Origin of the sequence: Vibrio sp. HA2012, from assembly GCF_002812955.1 — a bacterium.
Lineage (GTDB): Bacteria > Pseudomonadota > Gammaproteobacteria > Enterobacterales > Vibrionaceae > Vibrio.
Window position 1 is genome coordinate 262,003 of record NZ_PFXK01000005.1, and the last position, 22,504, is coordinate 284,506.

The 22,504-nt window shown below is 46.4% G+C and carries 15 protein-coding genes and 1 other annotated feature; of the genes, 7 read left to right on the forward strand and 8 right to left on the reverse strand.

Annotation, left to right across the window (positions count from 1 at the left end; all coding sequences use genetic code 11):
• Positions 1-274: 274 nt before the first annotated feature.
• Genes thrC through thrA form a run of 3 tightly spaced genes read right to left on the reverse strand, consistent with a single transcriptional unit; the run spans position 275 to position 4,980 of the window.
• Complete coding sequence (gene thrC / locus CSW98_RS11590) at positions 275-1,558, reverse strand: threonine synthase (RefSeq protein WP_100800635.1); 1,284 nt, start codon at positions 1,556-1,558, stop codon at positions 275-277.
• Positions 1,555-2,514 carry a homoserine kinase gene (thrB, locus tag CSW98_RS11595; RefSeq protein ID WP_100800636.1) on the reverse strand — a complete coding sequence of 320 codons (960 nt, stop codon included), beginning with the start codon at positions 2,512-2,514 and terminating at the stop codon, positions 1,555-1,557. Before thrB ends, thrC begins: the two co-directional genes overlap by 4 nt.
• Before the next feature lie 6 nt (positions 2,515-2,520).
• Positions 2,521-4,980, reverse strand: coding sequence for a bifunctional aspartate kinase/homoserine dehydrogenase I (gene thrA, locus CSW98_RS11600; protein WP_100800682.1), 2,460 nt, complete (start codon positions 4,978-4,980; stop codon positions 2,521-2,523).
• Positions 4,981-5,009: 29 nt separating this feature from the next.
• Positions 5,010-5,125, reverse strand: a sequence feature (Thr leader region).
• A 382-nt stretch (positions 5,126-5,507) separates the two neighbouring features.
• On the opposite strand from thrA, the gene CSW98_RS11605 reads away from it, so the two are divergent.
• The gene (locus CSW98_RS11605) at positions 5,508-5,969 is read left to right on the forward strand and encodes a ribonuclease regulator (protein WP_100800683.1); all 462 of its coding nucleotides are present in this window, start codon (positions 5,508-5,510) and stop codon (positions 5,967-5,969) included.
• A gap of 12 nt (positions 5,970-5,981) precedes the next feature.
• Here the strand turns inward: CSW98_RS11605 and CSW98_RS11610 are convergent, their stop codons facing one another.
• Both CSW98_RS11610 and CSW98_RS11615 read right to left on the reverse strand, forming a co-directional pair.
• Positions 5,982-6,464, reverse strand: a complete 483-nt coding sequence (locus CSW98_RS11610; RefSeq protein ID WP_100800637.1) for a putative 4-hydroxy-4-methyl-2-oxoglutarate aldolase — start codon at positions 6,462-6,464, stop codon at positions 5,982-5,984.
• 96 nt (positions 6,465-6,560) lie between these two features.
• On the reverse strand, positions 6,561-6,974 hold the full coding sequence (locus CSW98_RS11615) for a DUF3293 domain-containing protein (RefSeq protein ID WP_100800638.1): 414 nt from the start codon (positions 6,972-6,974) through the stop codon (positions 6,561-6,563).
• Between the two features lie 328 nt (positions 6,975-7,302).
• Here CSW98_RS11615 and arcA point away from each other — a divergent pair, with 328 nt between their 5' ends.
• On the forward strand, positions 7,303-8,019 hold the full coding sequence (gene arcA, locus CSW98_RS11620) for a two-component system response regulator ArcA (protein WP_100800639.1): 717 nt from the start codon (positions 7,303-7,305) through the stop codon (positions 8,017-8,019).
• Positions 8,020-8,093: 74 nt separating this feature from the next.
• Here arcA and arcB read toward each other — a convergent pair whose 3' ends face one another.
• The 3 genes from arcB to mnmL all read right to left on the reverse strand — a co-directional run bounded on the left by arcB (position 8,094) and on the right by mnmL (position 13,270).
• Positions 8,094-10,436 carry an aerobic respiration two-component sensor histidine kinase ArcB gene (arcB, locus tag CSW98_RS11625; protein ID WP_100800640.1) on the reverse strand — a complete coding sequence of 781 codons (2,343 nt, stop codon included), beginning with the start codon at positions 10,434-10,436 and terminating at the stop codon, positions 8,094-8,096.
• A 20-nt stretch (positions 10,437-10,456) separates the two neighbouring features.
• Positions 10,457-12,181 (reverse strand): diguanylate cyclase domain-containing protein, encoded by a 1,725-nt coding sequence (locus CSW98_RS11630; protein ID WP_100800641.1) that lies wholly within the window; start codon positions 12,179-12,181, stop codon positions 10,457-10,459.
• Positions 12,182-12,316: 135 nt separating this feature from the next.
• The gene (mnmL, locus tag CSW98_RS11635; protein WP_100800642.1) at positions 12,317-13,270 is read right to left on the reverse strand and encodes a tRNA modification radical SAM protein MnmL/YtqA; all 954 of its coding nucleotides are present in this window, start codon (positions 13,268-13,270) and stop codon (positions 12,317-12,319) included.
• 584 nt (positions 13,271-13,854) lie between these two features.
• Here mnmL and gltB point away from each other — a divergent pair.
• The 5 genes from gltB (at position 13,855) to btuF (ending at position 22,502) form a co-directional block, all read left to right on the forward strand.
• Positions 13,855-18,405, forward strand: a complete 4,551-nt coding sequence (gene gltB, locus CSW98_RS11640; RefSeq protein ID WP_100800643.1) for a glutamate synthase large subunit — start codon at positions 13,855-13,857, stop codon at positions 18,403-18,405.
• Complete coding sequence (locus CSW98_RS11645; RefSeq protein WP_100800644.1) at positions 18,398-19,867, forward strand: glutamate synthase subunit beta; 1,470 nt, start codon at positions 18,398-18,400, stop codon at positions 19,865-19,867. The genes gltB and CSW98_RS11645 overlap by 8 nt, the downstream gene beginning before the upstream one ends.
• Positions 19,868-20,005: 138 nt before the next feature.
• A complete protein-coding gene (gene mtnN, locus CSW98_RS11650; protein ID WP_100800645.1) occupies positions 20,006-20,701 on the forward strand; it encodes a 5'-methylthioadenosine/S-adenosylhomocysteine nucleosidase in 696 nt (231 codons plus the stop codon).
• A 9-nt stretch (positions 20,702-20,710) separates the two neighbouring features.
• Positions 20,711-21,682, forward strand: coding sequence for a cobalamin biosynthesis family protein (locus CSW98_RS11655; protein WP_100800646.1), 972 nt, complete (start codon positions 20,711-20,713; stop codon positions 21,680-21,682).
• A 1-nt stretch (position 21,683) separates the two neighbouring features.
• Entirely contained in the window at positions 21,684-22,502 is an 819-nt protein-coding gene (gene btuF, locus CSW98_RS11660) for a vitamin B12 ABC transporter substrate-binding protein BtuF (protein ID WP_100800647.1), read from the forward strand.
• Positions 22,503-22,504: the final 2 nt, after the last annotated feature.

Below are 22,504 nucleotides of genomic sequence, written 5' to 3' on the forward strand. Positions count from 1 at the left end.
AGAGTAATATTTTTCTTTCGGCGTTGGCATCTTTCTTTCGAAGTTGGCATCTTTCTTTCATAAGCAGAACAAGACCCGTTTTTTGTTCCAGAAGGATGCCCCTATGAAACCACAGCCTGCCGGTTCCACCCATAGTCGTACACGTACCCCTGTCCCTAATCGTCAAGTTCAGGGAAGAGGGCATTTTCGGACACCAACCTATTGTCGGTAGGATCCATGGATTGAAAAGAAAAGAGCGCCCGCAGACGCTCTTCAAAGACCGAAATATGTCCGCTTACTTCTGAACTTTACGCAGAACCGCTTTCAAAGCATCAAAGTCTGCATCCATCTCTTCAGATAACAGCGCCATGGCTGCATGTTTCGCCAGAGGTGCAGGAACGTCGATATTCTCATTCAGGATATCATCCACAACTTCCTTAAACTTAGCCGGATGAGCCGTACACAGGAACAAACCGGTTTCGCCTTCCTGAAGCTGATCATTCAGTACGCGGTAAGCAATCGCACCATGTGGCTCGCACAGGTATCCCTCTGCTTTTAATTCACGCACAGACTCAGCGCTCTGCTCATCAGTGACAGCGCCTTTACCCAACGTATCCAGACCCCAGCCCTTGATTGTGCACAGCTCTTCAATACGCGGCCAGTTGTTTGGCTGACTCACATCCATTGCGTTAGACGTCGTTGCGATCGTTGGTTTGGGTTCCCACTTACCGGTCTCCAGATAACGAGGCACCGTGTCATTCACATTCGTTGCCGCAATAAAGCGTTTGATTGGCAGACCAAGGGCTTTTGCCAGCAGACCGGCAGTAAGATTACCGAAGTTACCACTTGGTACGGATACCACCAGGTTTTCACGCTCGTTTTTACTCATCTGAGCAGCGGCTTCAAAGTAGTAGCAAATCTGAGCCATCAGACGAGCGATATTGATAGAGTTAGCCGAGTTCAGGCCAACCTCATCACGCAGCACCTGATCATCGAATGACTGCTTAACCAACGTCTGACAGGCGTCGAAGTCACTGTTGATAGCCACTGTGTGGATGTTTTTACCCAGCGTACAGAACAGTTTTTCCTGTAGCGGACTGATCTTGCCTTTCGGGTACAGGATCACAACGTTAATGTTTTCCATACCGTAGAAAGCATGAGCAACAGCGGCACCGGTATCACCAGACGTTGCTGTCAGAATGGTGATCTTGCCACCGTCAGACACTGCAGCCAGTGACTGAGCCATAAAGCGGCCACCGAAGTCTTTAAACGCCAGTGTCGGACCGTGGAACAGCTCCAGAGCGTAAACGCCATCTTTTACTTGTTTGATTGGTGCAGGGAACTGGAATGCATTCCCCACCAGCTCTCGTACTTTTTCAGCACTCAGTTCATCACCAATCAGCGCAGATAAAATCTTACTGCTGCGGGAAACAAAATCCTCTTCCAGCAGTGCATCCACATCATCAAACTTAGGCAGTTCTGATGGGAAAAACAGGCCCTGATTACGGCCTAACCCTTGGCGGACGGCTTGGCCAAAGGAGACTTGTTCATCGTTTTCTTTTATATTGTAAAGCTTCATAGCTCACTTCCTGTTACCTTCGAACCCTGTTTGTTCAGGCGACAAACATGGACGAATCCTTCTTCGTTCTGTACGTAATTTTGTTCAAGCCAGCGAGCAACACGCTCAGCGACATCTTTCTCTTTGCAAATGCTAAACAAGGTTGGGCCACTGCCGGAAATACCGGTTGCCAGAGCCCCAGCTGACGCAGCATAGTGACGTGCATTAGCAAACCCGGGCAGTAGTTTCTCACGATATGGTTCTGCGATCACGTCTTTGATCATTTTTGCTGCAAGTTCCGGCTGTCCGGAATGGCAGGCGTGGATAAAACCACCAAGATGACGACCATGAGCAATGATGTCCTGACGGCGATACTGAGACGGCAATATTTCACGGGCTTCAGCGGTAGAGACCTTTATACCCGGATAAGCCATCACCCAGTACCAGTCATCAAAGCAAGGCACTTCCTGGCTGATAATACCCAGCTCTTCCAGCATCAGTTGCAGTCCACCCAAATAGCACGGCGCAACATTATCATAATGCACACCACCGGAAATTTTACCTTCCATCTCGCCCATCAAAGCCAGAAGCTCCATTTCATCAAGTGGGTTAGCATGAAACTGATTCAGCGCATCCAGAGCCGCAACGATAGAGCAGGCACTGGAACCCAGACCGGAACCGATCGGCATGTTCTTTTCCAGTGTCATGTCAACCGGCTTTAGCTCGACACCTTTCTTTTTCAGTTCACGCCCAAACACCACCCAGCAATCGTAAACGATGTTTTCTTTAGGGTCGGTCGGGAGCTTAGAGACAAAGCTGCCAGCTGTCTTCAATGTAAACGGCTCACTTCCCGGTTTAACCGTCACCAGGTCCCCAAGCCGTGTTCCGTCTACCGGAGAAACGGCTGCGCCAAGTACATCAAATCCAACACTGACGTTACCGATAGAAGCCGGAGCGTATACAGTTACAGAATCCATTCTCTTTTATACCCCTAATTTCCAGCCTAACACACGCATCACATCGGCAAAAACACCAGCGGCCGTCACCTCGGTACCAGCACCATAACCACGCAGAACCAGAGGGATCGGCTGATAGTAACGACTGTAGAATGCCAGTGCATTTTCACCATCTTTAATCTTAAACATAGGATCATTTTCATCGGCAGTAATGATACGAACCTTACATTTACCATCATTGATTTCACCGACATAACGTAGCACTTTACCTTCTTTAGCAGCCTTAACCGCAAGCTCTGAAAAATAGGTATCAGCTTCAGGCAGACGTGCCATAAAGTCATCGACAGAACCTGAATCATCAAAACCCGGTGGCAATGCTTTTTCAACCTGAACGTCATCCAGTTCCAGTTCCATCCCGGATTCACGAGCCAGGATCAACAATTTACGGGCAACATCCATACCAGACAAGTCATCACGCGGATCCGGTTCGGTAAAGCCATTATCCTTAGCAAGGTTGGTCGCCTGACTCAGAGTCATCCCTTCATCCAATTTACCAAAGATATACGACAACGATCCGGAAAGAATACCGTTAAATCGCTCCAACTCATCCCCGGCAGCGATCAGATTCTGCAGATTTTCAATTACTGGCAAACCGGCACCAACTGTGGTCTCGTACATCAGACGACGACGCGAGCTTTGCGCCACTTCACGTAACTGGTGGTAGTACGCCATGCTGGCGGTATTGGCTTTCTTATTCGGTGTGATCACATGAAAACCGGCACCAAGGAAGTCAGCATACTGATCTGCAATTGCCTGACTGGAAGTACAATCCACCAATACAGGATTGATAATATGATTACGCTGGATCAGAGCCAGAAAAGTTGGCAGGTTAAATACCTCAGATGCATTTTCCATCCGTTCACGCCAATTATCCAATGGCAGACCATCCGCATCCAGCAGTACCCCTTTGCTGTTCGCCAAACCACAAATCCGCAGAATAATGCCTTTTTCTGCGAGTTTTTCCTGTTGACGTTTAACCTGATCAACCAAAGCCCCACCAACGCCACCGGTGCCAACAACAAACAGATCCAAATAATGAATAGAGTTGAACAAAGTTTCATGGCAGGCTTTAATCGCTTCAGAAACCTTGTCTTCCGGAATAACCGCAGAAATCGCCCGTTCAGAAGAGCCTTGAGCTATAGCAACAACATTAACATTAACCTCTGCAAGAGAAGCAAAGAATTTGGAAGCTACCCCTTTGGATGTCCGCATGCCGTCTCCAACAAGAGTAATAATCGACACATCTTCAACAAATTCAATCGGCTCGAGTAGTCCGTCCTTCATTTCCAGCTCGAACGCATCCCCCAAAACTCGTTCTGCTTTAAGGCGATCAGCCCGTTCGATACAGAAACTGATGCTGTATTCAGAAGAAGACTGAGTGATCAATACAATAGAAACACCGGCAAAAGACATAGCACCAAAGATACGGCTTGCCATCCCAACCATACCTTTCATCCCCGGGCCGGAAACGTTCACCATAGTCAGATCATCTAAGGTCGTAATACCTTTAATCGCCAGCTTATCTTCCCCCGTATCCTGACCGATCAACGTACCAGCACCCTGAGGATTAAAACTGTTTTTGATTAAGCAAGGAATATGGAACTGAGCGATAGGGGCGATCGTCTTAGGATGCAATACCGAAGCACCAAAATAGGACAACTCCATGGCTTCCTGATAGCTTAACGACTTCAGCAGACGAGCATCTTTTACCAGACGCGGGTCACAGTTATAGACACCATCGACATCCGTCCAAATCTCACAACAATCCGCCCGGAGACATGCTGCCAGTACGGCTGCCGAATAATCAGAACCATTACGTCCTAATGTGACCAGTTCTCCGCGGTCATTACCGGCAGTAAAGCCCGGCATAATATTCACATGCCCTTCCGGCAGCGGGTTAGTCCGGAAATTATCAGTTGAAGCTTCAACATCGACCATAGCTTCCAGATGGTTACCTGATGCCCGCAGATACTGAACTGGGTCAATCAGACTAGCAGGGTGACCTTTTGCTTCCAGCACAGCTTTCATCAGACGAATAGAGATTCGCTCACCTTTACTGATAATGCGCGCATTCACATTGTCCGGGCACATTTCCAGCAAGGATATTCCCTGCACATATTCCCGTAACTGATGCATCGAACTGGAGACCTGCTGATCAAATTCTGCTTTTTCCAGGTTAGGCAGTACAGCCTGAATTGCCGCAAAAAGATCATTGAACGCATTTTCCAGTTCGCTGATCTGTAACTCAGCTTCCCCGTTTCTCAGCGCACCTTCAATTACAGCCACCAGTTTATTAGTTGTTTTACCTGGTGCAGATAGCACTACTGCTACTTCCTCCTGCTGAGCATTATTGGCAATGATATCCGCTGCCCTTAAAAAGCGGTCGGCATCAGCCAATGATGAACCACCAAACTTGAGAACTCGCATCCCTTCCTCCATGTGTCATATAACCTGTATAAAAAAAGGCCTGTATCTTTTCGGATACAGGCCTTTTTCTGAAAATCTTTCGTCTACCAGCCTGCCCCAACAATGGTAATGTCGGTAATAATAATGGTTGTAATCATCATTAAGCGGCTAGCTGTTGTCATAGTAATAAAAGCATTCTAAACGTGTGTATTTGCGTCCTTTTACAATTACCGGATTTTATCCACATAATCAATTAAAATTTACTTTTTTTTAAAAAACCGTCTCCTTCGCCCGATCTATCATTGAACATGAAAAGAATCAAAAACAATGCAATCAATTGTTTTACAACTAATAATCAAATAGTTATACAAAACATTTCCTAAACATCACTATTCAATAACAAATTAGTCTAAGTAAACCTGCGGATCCCGCACTCCTCATCCTGAAAAATGTGTTTAAATGAAATAACAAGATTTGTTAACACAACCTAACAAATTATATAACGACTACAGTTTGTATTTTTCAGTGGAACGACAGGGAGGCAGATGATGAAAACTATCATAGTTGCATGTCTGACTTTCTGTTCATCGCTATCAGCTGCTGAACTTCCGTCACTCACGCCGATGAAGTCCTCCCCACATAAACTTTTTATCTCTTCTCAACCCTTATCATACGGAAATGAGTTTGATCTGTGGACGGTGGATGGCGGTTACGCCTACACTCTGTTTGATTCAGTCGATCTATATATCGGTGCCCGGCTGGATAATTCAGAAACAGCCAGTCAGAATGGTTTTTTAAGCGGTGTCAGTTACCGTTTTAACGACAAAATTTCAGTAGACAGCATGCTGCGCTCAATGCAGGAAAAACAGGCAAACGGGGAGAAAGAAAGTATCATCTCAGCAGAAGTAACCAGCAGGGTGGAGCTTTCCGATCATCTGCATCTGCATGCCACTCTGGATTATGAAGAGTGGCAGCAGGGTATTGAACTGGGATTAGGATTCAGATTCTAATCCGGTAAAAGATCACATCAGTAATTCTTCATGGCTGATCAACGTACCATTCCAGTCAGCGTACACATAATCACCAGGTAAAACCGTCTGACGGTTCATTGTCAGGCTGACGTTAATGTCACCGGCATCATGCTTTTCCGTTTTAAACGGACAAGCGGCCAGTGCTTTTATTCCCAAATCCATCTCAGATAAGCTCGCAACATCCCGGACAGCACCGTAGACAATCACACCTTCCCAACCATTTTCTATCGCTAAGATCGCCAGTTTAGTGCCGAGTAACGCTTTTTTACAGGATCCGTTGCCATCCACAAACAACACTTTGCCTTTACCATCCTGCTTCAGTACTTCCCAAACCTTAGAGTTATCATGAAAGCAGCGTACTGTGACGACTTCTCCAAAGAATGAGAATCTTTGCCCAAAGCTTTGCAGAGGGAGATCCAGTAATGTCACCTGATCTTCATATTTATCACAAATTGCCGGAAGTATATCGTTCATTTTTCCTCCTTGAGTTTTTTTACAGCAGCCAAATCCCTACCACATAAAATCAAGTGGTTAAGCTTCATCTGCGGAATAATTCTTTTATCCTTTTGCTTATTTTTTCCCGTAGCGCAGGTCAATTACTCGCTGAGAAAAGCGTCCTATTTGAATCTCAGCCCGCCCACAATCGACACAGGGAATCAGATATATCCGATCATTTTGAACATAATAGATAGCATTTTGTCGATACTTTTTTGCTAATTTTGTCGAGTCAAGCCGTGACAACACGACAGCATAACTCTCTTCTGTCCACATTTTATCACGACTGCCAGCCAGAATGCTCTCATATCTATATTGCAATAAGTCATTTTCCAATGCCTTATTAGCACTTTTATTTTTATGAACTGAGCACCGGATACTATTCGGGTTCCAGGCAGTGATAACGCAAAATTGACTAAATGAAAGCTTTTTATCGACGAAAAAAAAGATTGCCTTGTAGGCATCCCATAACGTCTGTTCTATTACCATAAGTAAGCGTTATCCTGTCCCTGTTATCATGAATTTTCTCTATTGACATAAATCAATAAACAAAAAAGAATTAGCCTTCGTATGTTGTTCATGTATTGCTGAAATAATAGAATCTTCCGCGATTATTGTAACGTAGCGGACAGGGATTTTCCGTTGCTGGAACAGCATTCATAGGGTTAACAGACAAATGCAAAGGAAATCGTGTCTATTTTTCTCGATTCCACTTCATTTTTGTTACGTGAAATATCGTAAACGTTTTACTCGTATGTTATTTTTGTCTGAAAATTTATTATATTAATACATTATCGTTACAACTTAGGTGCTACCAATGCAAACGCCGCAGATTCTTATAGTAGAAGATGAACAAGTTACTCGTAATACTTTAAAAAGCATTTTTGAAGCAGAGGGTTATCGCGTTTTTGAAGCCAGTGATGGTGAAGAAATGCATACTGCTTTAACAGAAAACACTATTAATCTGGTGATTATGGACATCAATCTGCCCGGAAAAAACGGGTTGCTTCTGGCTCGGGAGCTTCGCGAACAAGCCAATATTGCACTGATGTTCCTCACTGGACGTGATAACGAAGTCGATAAAATTCTAGGGCTGGAAATCGGTGCTGATGATTACATCACAAAACCATTCAACCCACGGGAACTGACTATCCGGGCCCGCAACCTGCTGAGCCGTTCTATGAATACAGCAGCGGAACCAGAAGAAAAGCGTAATGTAGAAAAGTACAGTTTCAATAACTGGACTCTGGACATTAACAGCCGTTCTCTGATTAACCCTATGGGTGATAGCTATAAGCTGCCTCGTTCTGAATTCCGTGCACTGCTGCACTTCTGTGAGAATCCGGGAAAGATTCAGACCCGAGCAGAACTGCTGAAGAAAATGACAGGTCGCGAACTGAAACCTCATGATCGTACTGTTGATGTCACTATTCGTCGTATCCGTAAGCACTTTGAATCGGTCGGTGATACACCGGAAATTATCGCTACAATCCATGGTGAAGGCTACCGCTTCTGCGGCGATATCGAAGAATAGAACGTCAGAATGACCTTTTGAAAAACTCCTCCGTTTCTCGGGGGAGTTTTTGTTCTACAGTCAGGAAGAAAAACTCATTGCTGCCTCAGCCAATCTCTGAGTACCCGAATATCATTAGGATATTCAGTTTTAATTTCCTCAACCCAAGCATCAATATGCTCCCACCATGCCGGTAACTCGGGAGACTGCGCTTGTTGCGCAACCATCTGAATATGCTTCAATCCGACAGAACCAGCTGCTCCCTTAATTTTATGAGCTTCAGAAACAATCCCTTTCTGATCCCGAGCTACCCGGTAAGATTCCAGAATATCAACATAACCGGGCATCATTTGTTCAAACATAGCCACACTATCCTGCACAGGTTGTGTACCGACAATATCGATATAAGAACTGAGCATATCCAGATCCAATACCTTCAGATTATTTTTCAGCTCACCCTGTCGTGTCATCTCTTTTCCCTCACAGCCATTGGGAACCTCTTCGAAAATCAGGCTACATTTTTCCAGTACCCCTTTTATGGCTTTCACAGACAACGGCTTACTTAATGCGTCATCCATTCCTTTCTCTATATAGTCCCTTTTATCTTTCACTACATTTGCAGTCAGGGCAACCAGAGGAGGTAACGATGTATAAGTTTTTCTGAAATGCCGGGCAATATCAAATCCGGTCATATCCGGCAACTGAATATCCAGTAACACTAGATCATACTGCTGCGGATCAAATTCTTGCAATGCTTCTTCACCCGTCATTGCAACTGATACAGTATGACCGAGACTTTCCAGAAGAGACTGAGCTACAGTAATATTCAGCTCGATATCTTCCACCATAAAGATACGCAGCGAACGCTGATTCTCACTATTTTTACTTTCTTCTTCTTTCTGCTCGGCAACCGGTACCTGAATTGTTACGGTAAATATACTGCCAAATCCTTCTTCACTGGACACGGTGATCTCTCCGCCCATCAGGTGAACGATCTGCTGAGAAACAGAAAGTCCGATTCCGGTTCCAACCGCATGCAGGTTATCTTTCTCTGACTTAACCTGATAATACATAGAGAAGATATTATTCAGTTCCCGTTCCGGAATACCGATCCCCGTATCTTCAACCTCAAATGTAATATCTGCCATCCCGTTTTCGACTTCGGCACCGACACACAGAACAACACTACCCTCTTTAGTAAATTTACGCGCATTACCAATCAGGTTCCAAAGTACCTGACGTAGACGGGTTGCATCAACTTCGATGTAAGCAGGAAAATCCGTCAGCCTTTCTAAGGTAAAATCCAGCTCTTTCTGCTCAATCATCAGCCCGGAAATAGTCGCTATCTCAGAAATAAAATCTTCGAAATTAATGACTTCCGGATAAAGTTCCAGCTTGCTCCGATCCGATTTATCCATATCAATAATATCGTTAAATATATTACCCAGAGTAACGGCACTGACATTAATCGTCTGCAGTTGCTGACGCTGTTCGGTATTTAACTGTGTGTCCAGCAGCATCCGGCTTAACCCGACAATACCATTTAGTGGCGTTCTCAACTCATGGCTTACCGTAGAGATAAAGGTCGTCTTATCCCGGCTGGCTTTTTCCAGTGCATCCTGATAACGCTTACGCTCGGTAATATCTCGTCCAAAACCGACCAGTCCAAGATGTCGTCCTTCTTTACTATAAAATGGTACCTTACGCAGTTCAAAGTACACTCTTTTACCATCTGGGTATTCCATCCACTGTTCGTAAGTCACAGCATCATTATTCTTGAACACCCGATCATCGGTTTCGACTACGGTTCTGGCAACCTCTTCGCTGTAAACCTCCCAAGGAGTCAATCCAACCAGCTCACTCTCTTTTTTCCCTGTCAGCTTCTCTACCGCAGTATTACAGCCAGAAAATTGCCCCTGAGCATTCCGGTAATAAATCAGATCCGGAGAAGTATCGATAAACGAACGTAACAATGCCGTTCTTTCTGCCAGCTCTACCTGTGCCATTTCCCGCTGGTAAACCTCATTTTCCAGATCCTGCATCATCGCCAGGCGAGCCTCTTCCGCCCGCTGACGCTCAGCAATTTCCTGATTGAGTTTAATGATGTTTTTCTGTAGCTGATTATTCAGCTCATGATCGCGAGCCCGCATGTCTTTTAGTTTAGAAACCAGTTTAGACAGACGCTGGCGGGACTCTTCCAGTTGATCAACAACGACAGAAAGAAAATAAACAGCCCAGGGACTGATAATAAGACCAAAGAAAACCGACCGGACAATATCGATATTATCTACCGTTCCACGAATCCCCAGAGTAATGCCGACCTGTACAAATACCGCCAGAGCCACCAGAGCCATAGCAATTAAAATCGAAAACCGGACTATCCCCAGTTTGACCAGTAATACAACGTAATATTGTGCCAGACTTTTAATGGGTTTCATCGGTGACTCCATACAGGGGATCAGTTCTCATGGAAACAGGTTCGGTTTCTTCCCTGTTTTTTGGCTGCATACAGAGCCTTATCAGCCAGGCTTAAAGCATAGCCATACTGATCTCCCTGCTGCGGGATGAAGGACACACAACCAATACTTACGGTGATAGATTCGCTGATACTTGAATACTGATGAGGAATATTCAATTCTTTAATAACAGCATGAACTTTTTCTGCCAGAACCTTAGCTCCATAGAGGTCAGTATCCGGAAGGATAAAAGCAAACTCTTCACCACCATAACGGGCAACACAGTCTGACGAACGGTTCAGAACCTGCATAAATGCCTGAGCGACGTGAACCAGAGCTTCATCCCCCTGCTGATGACCGTAGTTATCATTGAAATCTTTAAAAAAGTCGATATCACACAACATGATAGAGATACACTGCTTCTGCCGAAGATGCAACTTCCAATAAGTCTCCAGTTGCTCATCAAACCGACGACGATTGGCCAACTGAGTCAGACTATCCTGAAAACTAAGGCGTTCCAGTTCCTTATTGACTTCCTCTAGTTTCTTCTCAACCCGGATACGCTCTGTAACATCCCGGGCCATAATGAGAACACCGTAAGAGCCAGATACTGGGTCACGGTAACGGGATTTCACAACATCAAACCAGGCAAACTCTCCATTCGTCAGTTGGTGCTTATTGATATAGCGCTGTGTCTTACCTTCTTCCAGTACCTGCTTATCACTGACATCAAATTTTTCTGTCAGATTACGAGGTAATAACTCATCCAGCCTCTTTCCTATCAGTTCTTTCACCGTTGTAATGCCCAGAGAGTCAACAAATGGCTGGTTACAGGCTTCATAGATATAGTTTTCATTAAACAGCCCGATAGGATCTGGACTAGAAGCCATAATCGACTGCAACATACTATCCCGCTGTGACAACGCTACCTCTGTTCCACGCCTCTTTTCCATCTCTTCCCGCAGATCCTGCTGCATTTTATACCAATCCGTCACATCATGACTGATACCCAGCACCCCGAGTTTTTCTCCGGTATCAGAAAGTAACAACGTCTGTTCTGTTTCAAGCAGACAACTACGTCCATCCGGTGCTGTTGTCCAGCGACGTTGTGTTCCCTTACTTTTCATCGGTCCGGCAATATCAACGGTTCCCTCTTCGGATCGACCCTCCCAGAAACGCCTGAAAGCCCGGTTTGTTCCGGTTACTTTTCCCTGAGGATCTTTAATATAGATAAGCTCAGAAATAGAATCAAAAACAGTATCGGAGATCTTTAGCCGGACACTCTCGTGGGAAAATGCACTAGGAGATCCGAAACCGGGAGAAACATAAATCAGCCATTCGTCCGAACAGAACCGATGGCATTTTCTTCCGGACACTTCGAATTCAAGCCAATCTGCTTCATCACTCTTCCAGCGTAATATCTGATTTTTAATAGGCTGCACGGAGAGTTCCTGCATACAGTCCCGCAGACTTTTTTCACAGCTTTCATGCGGATAAAACAACTTATTTCCGAACTGCTGAATACCCAGTAATGCCCGGGCAGAAGAACTAGCGATAAGTATAGAGCCGGAGGCATGAACAACTAAGGCGGGAAGAGGTGAATCACTGATATATCGCCGAAACTGGCGCTGCATCCGCAGGTAGCAGAAAGCAATAATAATTATTGCCAGAAAAATAACTAAAAGCCCCTCTCCGAAAAAGATCAGCCCATCGGTTATCTGCGCCATTACCTTCTGCTTCCTTGATTTTATTTTGTTTCTATATCGAAATAATCAATACCAGCAGGTATCATAAATTATGCGTTCTCCAGCCGTCCAGAAACTTATATCACTGAACTCCCGGTGTCCGGCGCTGTTTCACATTTAGCGCAGATCAAATACCTTTTTCACCGGTAAGACATATTCAAACGGTTTCCCGCAAAGAGATCCCTGAGCGCCATCCCTATCCAGAGCCCGCCCGATCTCCGTCATAGCCAGCCAGCGATTCTCACACCAGTCAGGAGCCAAAAGCGTTGGCTTCCTGGCTGCGGCAGAAACCCGGTGGAAAACCACTTCAGGGGGAGTCATCCGGATAAGTTCACTGGCCGCAGCAACATATTCATTCAGTTCCGGGGCCTGTAAACGCCCCGCTTTCCAGGCTTTTGCCATGGTACTTCCTTCAACAATATGTAATGGATGTAATTTAATACCGTCAGTACCGACATTCAGTACCTGCTGAACGGTGTCAATATAGTCTGTCCGTCCTTCTTTCGGTAGCCCGAGGATCAAATGGGTACATACTTTGATACCCAGAGCCCTGGCCTTACGGGTGATCTCTGCATAAATAGCAAAACCGTGTCCGCGATTGATTCGTTTCAACGTTTCTTCATTAGCCGTTTGCAAACCCAGTTCCAGCCAAATCTCATACCCCTGCTGCACATAACCGGATAACAAATCCAACACAGCCTGTGGGACACAATCTGGCCGGGTTCCGACACACAAGCCAACAATATCTGCCGCTTTCAATGCCTCTTCATACATGGATTTCAGCACCTGAACCTCACCGTAAGTACTGGTGTATGCCTGAAAATAAGCTAGATATTTTTTGGCTCGGTTGACTTCTCCAGCCCGATCAGTCAACTGCTCCTGAATACTTTTGATCTGCGTCTGCTCATCAGAAAAAGAAGCAACATTACAAAAAGTACATCCTCCCCGCCCCAGCGTGCCATCCCGGTTAGGGCAGCTAAAACCACCGTGTAATGTCAGTTTATGGACTTTCTCTCCATAACGTCTTTGTAAATCCTGTCCCAGCGTATTGACTAACTCATGTAACTGCATTGTTAAACTGCACCGTGTATTGCCAAAGAAAAACGCACCATTCTACCACTTAAAGCCGATAAAATTGACCGTTACCATGGCTGATTTTCTTGCTCAGAGAGAAAAAACAATCTCCGCAGGCAAATTTGCCGGTAAAAAGAAAATCAAATGATTCTGTGTACAAAAACCTAATAAATATTCACTCTCAAGTACTTAAATCGGGATCTGAGTAACTATCTATTCAGTTTTCTATTAAAAAACTCAGATCATGCTCAAGTTTCAATAGCATTAGCTGACACAAAAATGTAGGATACCAAAACGCAGCTCTGCTAATTAAGGGAAAAAATTAGTAGCATTAAACGCGGAATAATCTGTGATAATCCACTCCCACCTATATAAATCACTACAGAGTGATAAAAAAATGCTGGATATCACCAAGGATTAGCTTGCTTCACAAACAGTTCCTGTGAGGCGCGGAATGGACTCAAGCTCATCACATCAGATGCGCTTAGAATTCACTAATTACAAATGGACAGGGCAGTGAATGCTTTGGCAGCTTACGCCTTGGTAAATCACGCCAAATGTTTAATTGGAAGGATGTATCTATGGTAGACAGAGAGCAGAAAACACAAGGTCTGTATACTCCGGAGCTGGAGCATGACGCTTGTGGCATCGGTTTTGTTGCTCACTTAAAAAACCGTAAATCTCACGAAGTCGTAACTCAGGCACTCGACATGCTGGCTCGCATGGAACACCGAGGTGGTCAGGGTTGTGATCCGTGTAGTGGCGATGGCGCAGGTATCCTGCTGCAAAAACCCCATGAATTCTTACTTGAAGAAACGGTAAAGCTTGGCATTAAGCTACCTTCTTTTGAAAAGTATGGCGTTGGTGTCGTATTGTTCCCGAAAGATGAATATAAACGCCAGCAGTGTCGCGATATTCTGGAACGCAACGCAAGACGTCTTGATCTGGAAATTCTTGGCTATCGTGTTCTCCCGGTCGATAACTCCATGCTGGGAGCCGATCCGTTAAGTACGGAACCTCAGTTTGAGCACGTATTTATCTCTGGTGGTCCAGGCGTAACCCCGGCAGAATTGGAACGTAAACTATACGTTCTGCGTAACTATACTGTACGTGTCTGTCTGGAAAGTATTTCCAATATCAACGATGAGTTTTATATTAACTCAATGTCGTACAAGACTCTGGTGTATAAAGGTCAGCTAACCACTGAGCAGGTACCTCAATACTTCCTGGATCTGCAAAATCCAACTATGGTAACCGCGTTGGCACTGGTCCACTCGCGTTTCTCTACCAACACATTCCCTAGGTGGCGTCTGGCTCAACCTTTCCGTTACATTGCACACAACGGTGAAATCAATACTGTGCGCGGTAACCTGAATTGGATGAAAGCCCGTGAAGCCATTCTTGAATCTGACCTGTTTACTCAGGCAGAAATTGATATGCTTCTGCCGATCTGTCAGGAAGGCATGTCTGACTCAGCAAACTTTGATATGGCACTGGAACTGCTGGTTCTTTCCGGTCGCAGCCTGCCACATGCGCTGATGATGATGATCCCTGAAGCATGGCAGGAAAACAAAAACATGGATCCGACACGCCGTGCGTTCTATCAGTACCACGCAAACGTAATGGAACCATGGGACGGCCCAGCCTCAGTCTGCTTTACTGATGGTGTTCAGGTGGGGGCGACACTGGACCGTAACGGTCTGCGCCCTTCCCGTTATACCGTGACAAAAGACAACTTCCTGGTAATGGCATCAGAATCGGGTGTCGTTGAAATCGAACCGGAGAATATTGAATTCCGTGGTCGCCTGCAGCCAGGACGTATCTTTGTTGCCGATCTGGAAGAAGGACGTATCATTTCTGACGAGGAAGTGAAAGATGGTATTGCTTCAGCACAACCATACGAGCAATGGGTTCAGGATAACCTGCTGTGTCTGAATAAACTACCGGAAGCCGGTAACGTACACTATCAACCGACTCCGGAGCGTCTGCTGCACAGCCAGCAAGCCTTCGGTATCTCAGCAGAAGAAGTGAATGAAATTATCGTTCCTATGGCGAATGACGGTAAAGAACCGCTCGGTTCCATGGGAGCAGACTGGCCGCTGGCAGTACTGTCTCACCAGTCACAACACCTGTCTCACTATTTCAAACAGTTGTTTGCTCAGGTCACTAACCCGCCGATCGATCCAATTCGCGAACGTATGGTTATGTCTCTGAATACTTATCTGGGTAAGGATCAGAATCTGCTGTCCGAATCACCAGAGCACTGCCAGAAAGTGGAACTGGAATCCCCGGTACTGTCTAACTCTGAGCTGGAAAAACTGCGTGCCATCGATAATGTGCACCTGCAGGCAAAGACACTGGATATCGTATTCCGGGCAACCGAAGAAGAAGGCAAACTGGAACGCGCTCTTAAACGTATCTGTCAGTATGCGGAAGATGCAGTGATCGATGGCTACTCCATCATTCTTCTGACAGACCGTGCCGTAAACTCTAATCATGCCGCTATCCCGGCAATGCTGGCCGTAGGTGCAGTTCATCACCATCTGATCCGTAAAGGTCTGCGGGCGAAGTGTGATATCGTGGTAGAAACCGGTGATGCACGTGAAACCCACCATTTTGCAACCCTGATCGGCTATGGTGCCAACGCAGTTAACCCATATATTGTTATGGAAACTATCGTTGACCTGCAGAAGAAGAAAAAACTGGATCCGGAAGCGTCTTCTGAAACCCTGTTTAACAATTACCGTAAGGCAGTAAATGGCGGCCTGTTAAAGATCTTCTCTAAGATGGGTATTTCGACACTGCAATCCTATCACGGAGCTCAGATCTTCGAAGCTCTGGGTATCAGTAAGTCTGTTGTAGACAAGTACTTTACCGGTACAGTTTCCCGTATTCAGGGTCTGACCATCAACGATATTGCAAAAGAAGCGTTGATCCGCCACAGAGTCGGCTTCCCGACGCGTGAAATTCCGCTGCAAATGCTGGATGTCGGGGGTGTTTATCAGTGGAAACAGCGTGGTGAAAAACACCTGTTCAACCCGGAAACGATCTCTCTGCTGCAAAAATCTACCCGTAACAAAGACTACGAGCAATTTAAAGCCTATACCAAGGCTGTGGATACACAAGGTGACCATGCTGCGACACTGCGTAGCCAGCTTGATTTTATTAAAAATCCAGCCGGTTCAGTTCCTCTGTCAGAAGTAGAGCCGATTGAAAGTATCCTGAAACGTTTTGCTACCGGAGCAATGAGTTACGGTTCTATCTCACATGAGGCACACACAACGCTGGCCGTTGCCATGAACCGTATCGGTGCAAAATCCAACTCAGGTGAAGGCGGTGAAAACCCGGCTCGTTTCGAAAGAAAAGAGAACGGCGACTGGGAACGTTCAGCGATCAAACAGGTGGCTTCAGGTCGTTTCGGCGTAACCTCTTATTATCTGACTAATGCCGATGAACTGCAGATCAAAATGGCACAAGGTGCTAAGCCTGGTGAAGGCGGCCAGCTACCGGGTCACAAAGTGGATGAAACCATTGGTGCTACTCGTCATTCCACTCCGGGTGTCGGTCTGATTTCGCCTCCGCCACACCATGATATCTATTCTATCGAGGATTTGGCTCAGCTAATCTATGACCTGAAAAACGCTAACCGCGATGGTCGTGTCAACGTAAAACTGGTATCCGAAGCAGGTGTCGGTACTATCGCCTCAGGTGTGGCAAAAGCGAAAGCTGACGTTGTACTGATTGCCGGGTTCGACGGCGGTACAGGTGCCTCTCCGATTTCATCAATCCGCCACACAGGTCTGCCTTGGGAACTGGGTCTGGCTGAAACACACCAGACACTGCTGCTTAACGGCCTGCGTAACCGTATCGTCGTTCAGGCTGACGGCCAGATGAAGACACCTCGAGACCTTGCTGTTGCAACTCTGCTGGGTGCTGAGGAATGGGGAATTGCCACAGCAGCATTGGTTGTTGAAGGTTGTGTAATGATGCGTAAGTGTCATAACAATACATGCCCGGTGGGCATCGCTACTCAGAACATGACTCTGCGTGAACGCTTTGACGGCCGGGTAGAAGATGTCGTTACCTTCTTCCGCTATATGGCTGAAGGTTTGCGTGAAATCATGGCTGAGCTGGGTTTCCGTACTATCGAAGAGATGGTTGGTCAGTCACATAAACTAAAAGTCCGCGATAATATCCAGCACTGGAAATACCGCAATCTGGATCTGTCCCCGGTTCTGCATATTGAACAGCCACGTGAAGCTGACGGTATATACAACCAGACAACTCAGAACCATGGTCTGGAAGATGTGCTTGACCGCAAACTGATCAAAATTGCACAGCCGGCACTGGAAAAAGGCGAAGCTGTTACTGCTGAACTGCCAATCATCAATACCGATCGCAGTGCCGGTACCATGTTGTCGAATGAAATTTCAAAAGTGTACAAAGATCAGGGACTTCCTCAGGAAATGTACGTGAAATTTACCGGTTCTGCCGGTCAGTCATTCGGTGCTTTCCTTGCGAAAGGCGTCAAATTCGAAGTGGAAGGTGATGCAAACGACTACTGGGGTAAAGGCTTGTCAGGCGGTACGCTTATCCTGTACCCGGATGCAAAATCAACCATAGTGGCTGAAAGCAACATCGTTGTAGGAAACGTATGTTTCTATGGTGCAACGTCTGGTGAATCTTATATCCGAGGTATGGCTGGTGAACGTTTCTGTGTACGGAACTCTGGTGCAAAAGTTATCGTTGAAGGCGTTGGTGATCATGGTTGTGAATATATGACCGGTGGTGTTGCTATCGTCCTTGGCTCTACAGGTCGTAACTTTGCTGCAGGTATGAGTGGCGGTGTCGCTTATGTCTGGGACAAAGAGGGGGACTTTGCAACCAAGAAACTGAATCCTGAGCTGGTTGATCTGGACCCATTAGATCAGGAAGATAAAGATCTTCTGCACGATATGGTGATCAAGCACGTAGAGTATACCGGAAGTACCGTTGCAAAAGGCTTCCTGGACGACTTTGAGGCAAACCTTAAACAGATAGTTAAAGTCATGCCTCGCGATTACAAAGCCGTTATGCAGAAGCAGAAAGCGGAAGCACAAAACACGGAAGAGTTGGAGGCAGTAAATGGGTAAGCCTACTGGATTTTTAGAGCATGGTCGTGAACTACCAAAGAAGATCGACCCGAGTATTCGTATTCAAAACAACAAAGAGTTCGTACTGAACGATGAGTTTGGTGACAAAATCAATACTCAGGCTTCTCGTTGTATGGACTGTGGTGTGCCGTTCTGTCATAGCGGCTGCCCGATTGGTAATATCATCCCTGAGTTTAACGATGCCGTGTATCGTGACAGTTGGGAAGAAGCATGGAACATCCTGAGCAGTACTAACAACTTCCCTGAATTTACAGGACGAGTCTGCCCGGCTCCATGTGAAACAGCTTGTGTACTGGGCATCAATCAGGATCCAATTACCATCTGTAACATTGAGAAAACGATTGTAGAAACAGCGTACCGTGAAGGGTACGCTAAGCCGAAAAAACCACGTTCCCGTACCGGCAGAACGATTGCCATTATCGGTTCTGGCCCTGCGGGTCTGGCTGCAGCAGAACAACTGAACAGTGCAGGTCATTGTGTAACCGTGTTCGAACGTGATGAGAAAGTCGGTGGACTGCTGCGTTTTGGTATCCCGGACTTTAAACTTAGCATGGATGTTATTGACCGTAAGATAAACCTGATGGCTGAAGCTGGCATCAAATTTGAGGTTAACTCACATGTGGGTGTCGATATCAATGCTCAGCAATTACGTCAGGACTTCGATGTCATTCTACTGACCGGCGGTTCAACCGTACCACGGGATCTACCTGTTCCGGGACGCGAGCTGAAAGGTGTGTATTTCGCTATGCAGTTCCTTGCACAGAATAACCGCCGTGCTAATGATATGGATCTGAAAGGTGAAGAAATTCACGCCAAAGGTAAGCACGTCGTGGTTATCGGTGGTGGTGATACCGGTTCTGACTGTGTGGGTACATCTAACCGCCACGGCGCGGCCAGTATTACTCAGGTTGAAATCATGCCTATACCACCGAAAGACCGTCCGGCAAATATGCCCTGGCCTCAATATCCAATGATTCTGCGTACCTCGACCTCACACGAAGAGGGTTGCGACCGCCACTGGAATATCCTGACCAAGGAATTTATCGGCAACGACGACGGCGAAGTGACTGGTCTGAGAATTGCCGACATCGTCTGGGAAGAAGCCAAACCGGGTGAGCGTCCTAATTTCAAAGAAATTGAAGGCAGTGAGCGAGTGATCCCTTGTGACATGGCTTTTCTGGCTATGGGCTTCCTGCACCCGGAACCAACTGGTGTACTGGCTCAGTTAGATATTAAACTGGATGAACGCGGTAATGTCGCAACAGAAAATTTTGCGACAAATCAAGATGGTGTATTTGCTGCCGGTGATATGCGTACTGGTCAGTCACTGGTTGTTCGTTGCATTAACGAAGGCCGTGAATGTGCCCGGGCCATCGACAATTACCTGATGGGAAATACCAATCTGGAAGCGAAAGCCGATTCACTGATGCTTTCTAATTAAGATCACCTTTCCTTCCTAATCTTGGCCGGCATACCATGCCGGCCTTTTTTGTCTGTTAACAAAAAGGTCAACGGCTTCAGGGCGATATGCTACAATGCGAGCCGTTAATTTTTGTAGGTAAAGCGAGAAACTATTGTTATGAAGATCGGCATTATCGGCGCAATGGAACTGGAAGTGGCAACGCTACGTAAAACCATGACCGACTGTTCAGAAGAACTTAAAGGTGGCTGTACCTTCTACACCGGACAACTCAACGGTGTTGATGTAGTATTGCTGAAATCAGGTATAGGCAAAGTTTCCTCAGCGGTTGGAACCACCCTGCTTCTGGAAATATATCAGCCAGATGTGGTTATCAATACCGGTTCTGCTGGTGGATTCGATCAAAGCCTGAATCTGGGTGATGTGGTTATTTCAACTGAAGTCCGCCACCATGATGCCGATGTAACGGCATTTGGCTATGAAATCGGTCAGATGGCAGGCCAGCCAGCCGCTTTTATTTCGGATCGACATTTAATCACTGTGGCCGAAAAAGCCCTGCAACAGATGAACAACAAACATGCAGTACACGGACTTATCTGCACAGGTGATCAGTTTATCAACTCAGATGAACGAAAGTCTTTTATTCTGCAGAACTTCCCTTCCGTTATTGCAGTAGATATGGAAGCTGTCGCCATTGCACAGACCTGCCACCAGTTTGGAGTACCTTTCGTGGTTGTCCGGGCTATCTCTGATGTCGCCGATAAAGCCTCTCCGATGAGTTTTGACGAATTTCTGCCTCTGGCAGCACAAAGCTCCTCTGAGATGGTAATAAAAATGGTGGATATCCTTAAATAAATCCAGACTATGGCAGCCCTGTTTGAACACATCTATAGTAATGGTGCCCTGCTGATTATGTGGGGTGCCCTGCTGTTCCATTTGCTGCTGCCTATCCCACAGGCAGCCCACCCTGCAATGCTCTGGCGTGCTTTTGCCCGAATTTTGGCAGACAAAGTAAATACCCCCGCCAGCTATACTCAAAGCCTTCTGTCCGGCACACTTGCCTGGCTGCTAATGACGATTCCAGCTCTTATTCTGTTTCTGGCACTCAAACCACTGGTCTGGAAAAGTGAACTGTTTGAACTGGCACTGTTGTTGCTGGCTATCGACTGGCGCAATACAGAAAAATTTACGGCTCATTTTACCCGGGCACTGTCTGAAGAAGATAAGCACAAAGCCCGCAAATTGTTGCAGCCAGTACTGAATCGCCAGACAGAAACACTTTCTATTGTCGGTTTAGGTAAGGCCGGAGCAGAAACCATCATTTTGGGATATGGGCGCAATGTTGTCTGTGTACTGTTCTGGTACGGCTTAAGCGGCGGAACCGGTGCATTGATGTACCGTCTGACACAAGAACTGGCAAGAGCCTGGTCACCAAGCAGGGCTGACTTCTTGCCATTTGGCATACCAGCAGTCCGGCTTCTGGCTGTACTCGAATATATTCCTCTGCGGCTGTTCAGCTTACTGTTGCTGGCAGGGAAGCAAGCCGGTAAATGCAGTACACGAATGCTGGCCCAGAGCAAAAGCTGGCCAACACCGGGACCTGGCTGGTTGCTGGCAACTGCGGCCGGAAAACTGGATCTGTCGGTAGGAGGGCCTGCGATTTATCCGGATAAGCATCATAGCAGTAGCCAGAAATCTATCCGGGCCAAATTGGGGGGACGCATCGTTCCTTCAGCTTTCCACCTTGCTCAGCTGCAAAAACTGTTGGTCTGGCGTATTTTTATCTGGGTCAGCCTGCAAAGCCTGATTATGCTGCTTAGCTATCAGGGAGTGTAACATGCATTATCCGGGCGTATTGCTTTTCTGCCTGCTTTCTGCCGCCGTCCCGGCAGCAGAACGAATTATTTCTCTTTCACCAGGTGCAACCGAACTGCTTTATGCTGCCGGACTGGGCGACAAACTGATCGCTGCCAGTGACTACAGCGACTATCCTCCGGAAGCAAAAGCTCTGGAGCGGGTCAGTAGCTACAGCAATATTAATATTGAGCGGATAATTGCTCTGGATCCGGACTTACTTGTAGCCTGGCGATCCGGAGGACAGGGTAAGGCCATACAGAAACTTCAGGATCTTGGCTTTCATATCTACTATGCCGATGCCAACACACTGAATGACATCGCATCACGTATTGAGGATCTCAGCCGTTTTGCTGCAAACCCGGCTACCGGAAAAAGCAATGCTGCAGCATTCCGCCAGCGTCTTGCACAATTACAGAAACAATATAAGAATAATAAGACAATATCTTACTTCTACCAACTTGGCGGCCATCCGATTTATACAGTGACAGAAGGTCACTGGCCATCTGAGGTCTTCAGCGTCTGCGGTGGAAAAAACATCTTTCCGGACGGTATAATTGCCTATCCTCAGGTCAGTACGGAACAGGTGATTGTCAGACAGCCGGAAACCATCTTTGTTTCTGCCCGTTCTGACAGCATAGATACTATGTGGCAACAGTGGGAAACTCTGCTTCCAGCCGTTCAGAAAGGGCATGTGAAAATGGTTAATCCAGATTGGGTAAATCGCCCGACTCCCCGTTCACTCAATGCTGTTGAAGAGATATGCCACTACTTTGCACAATTATCCTCTGATACTGAATAATA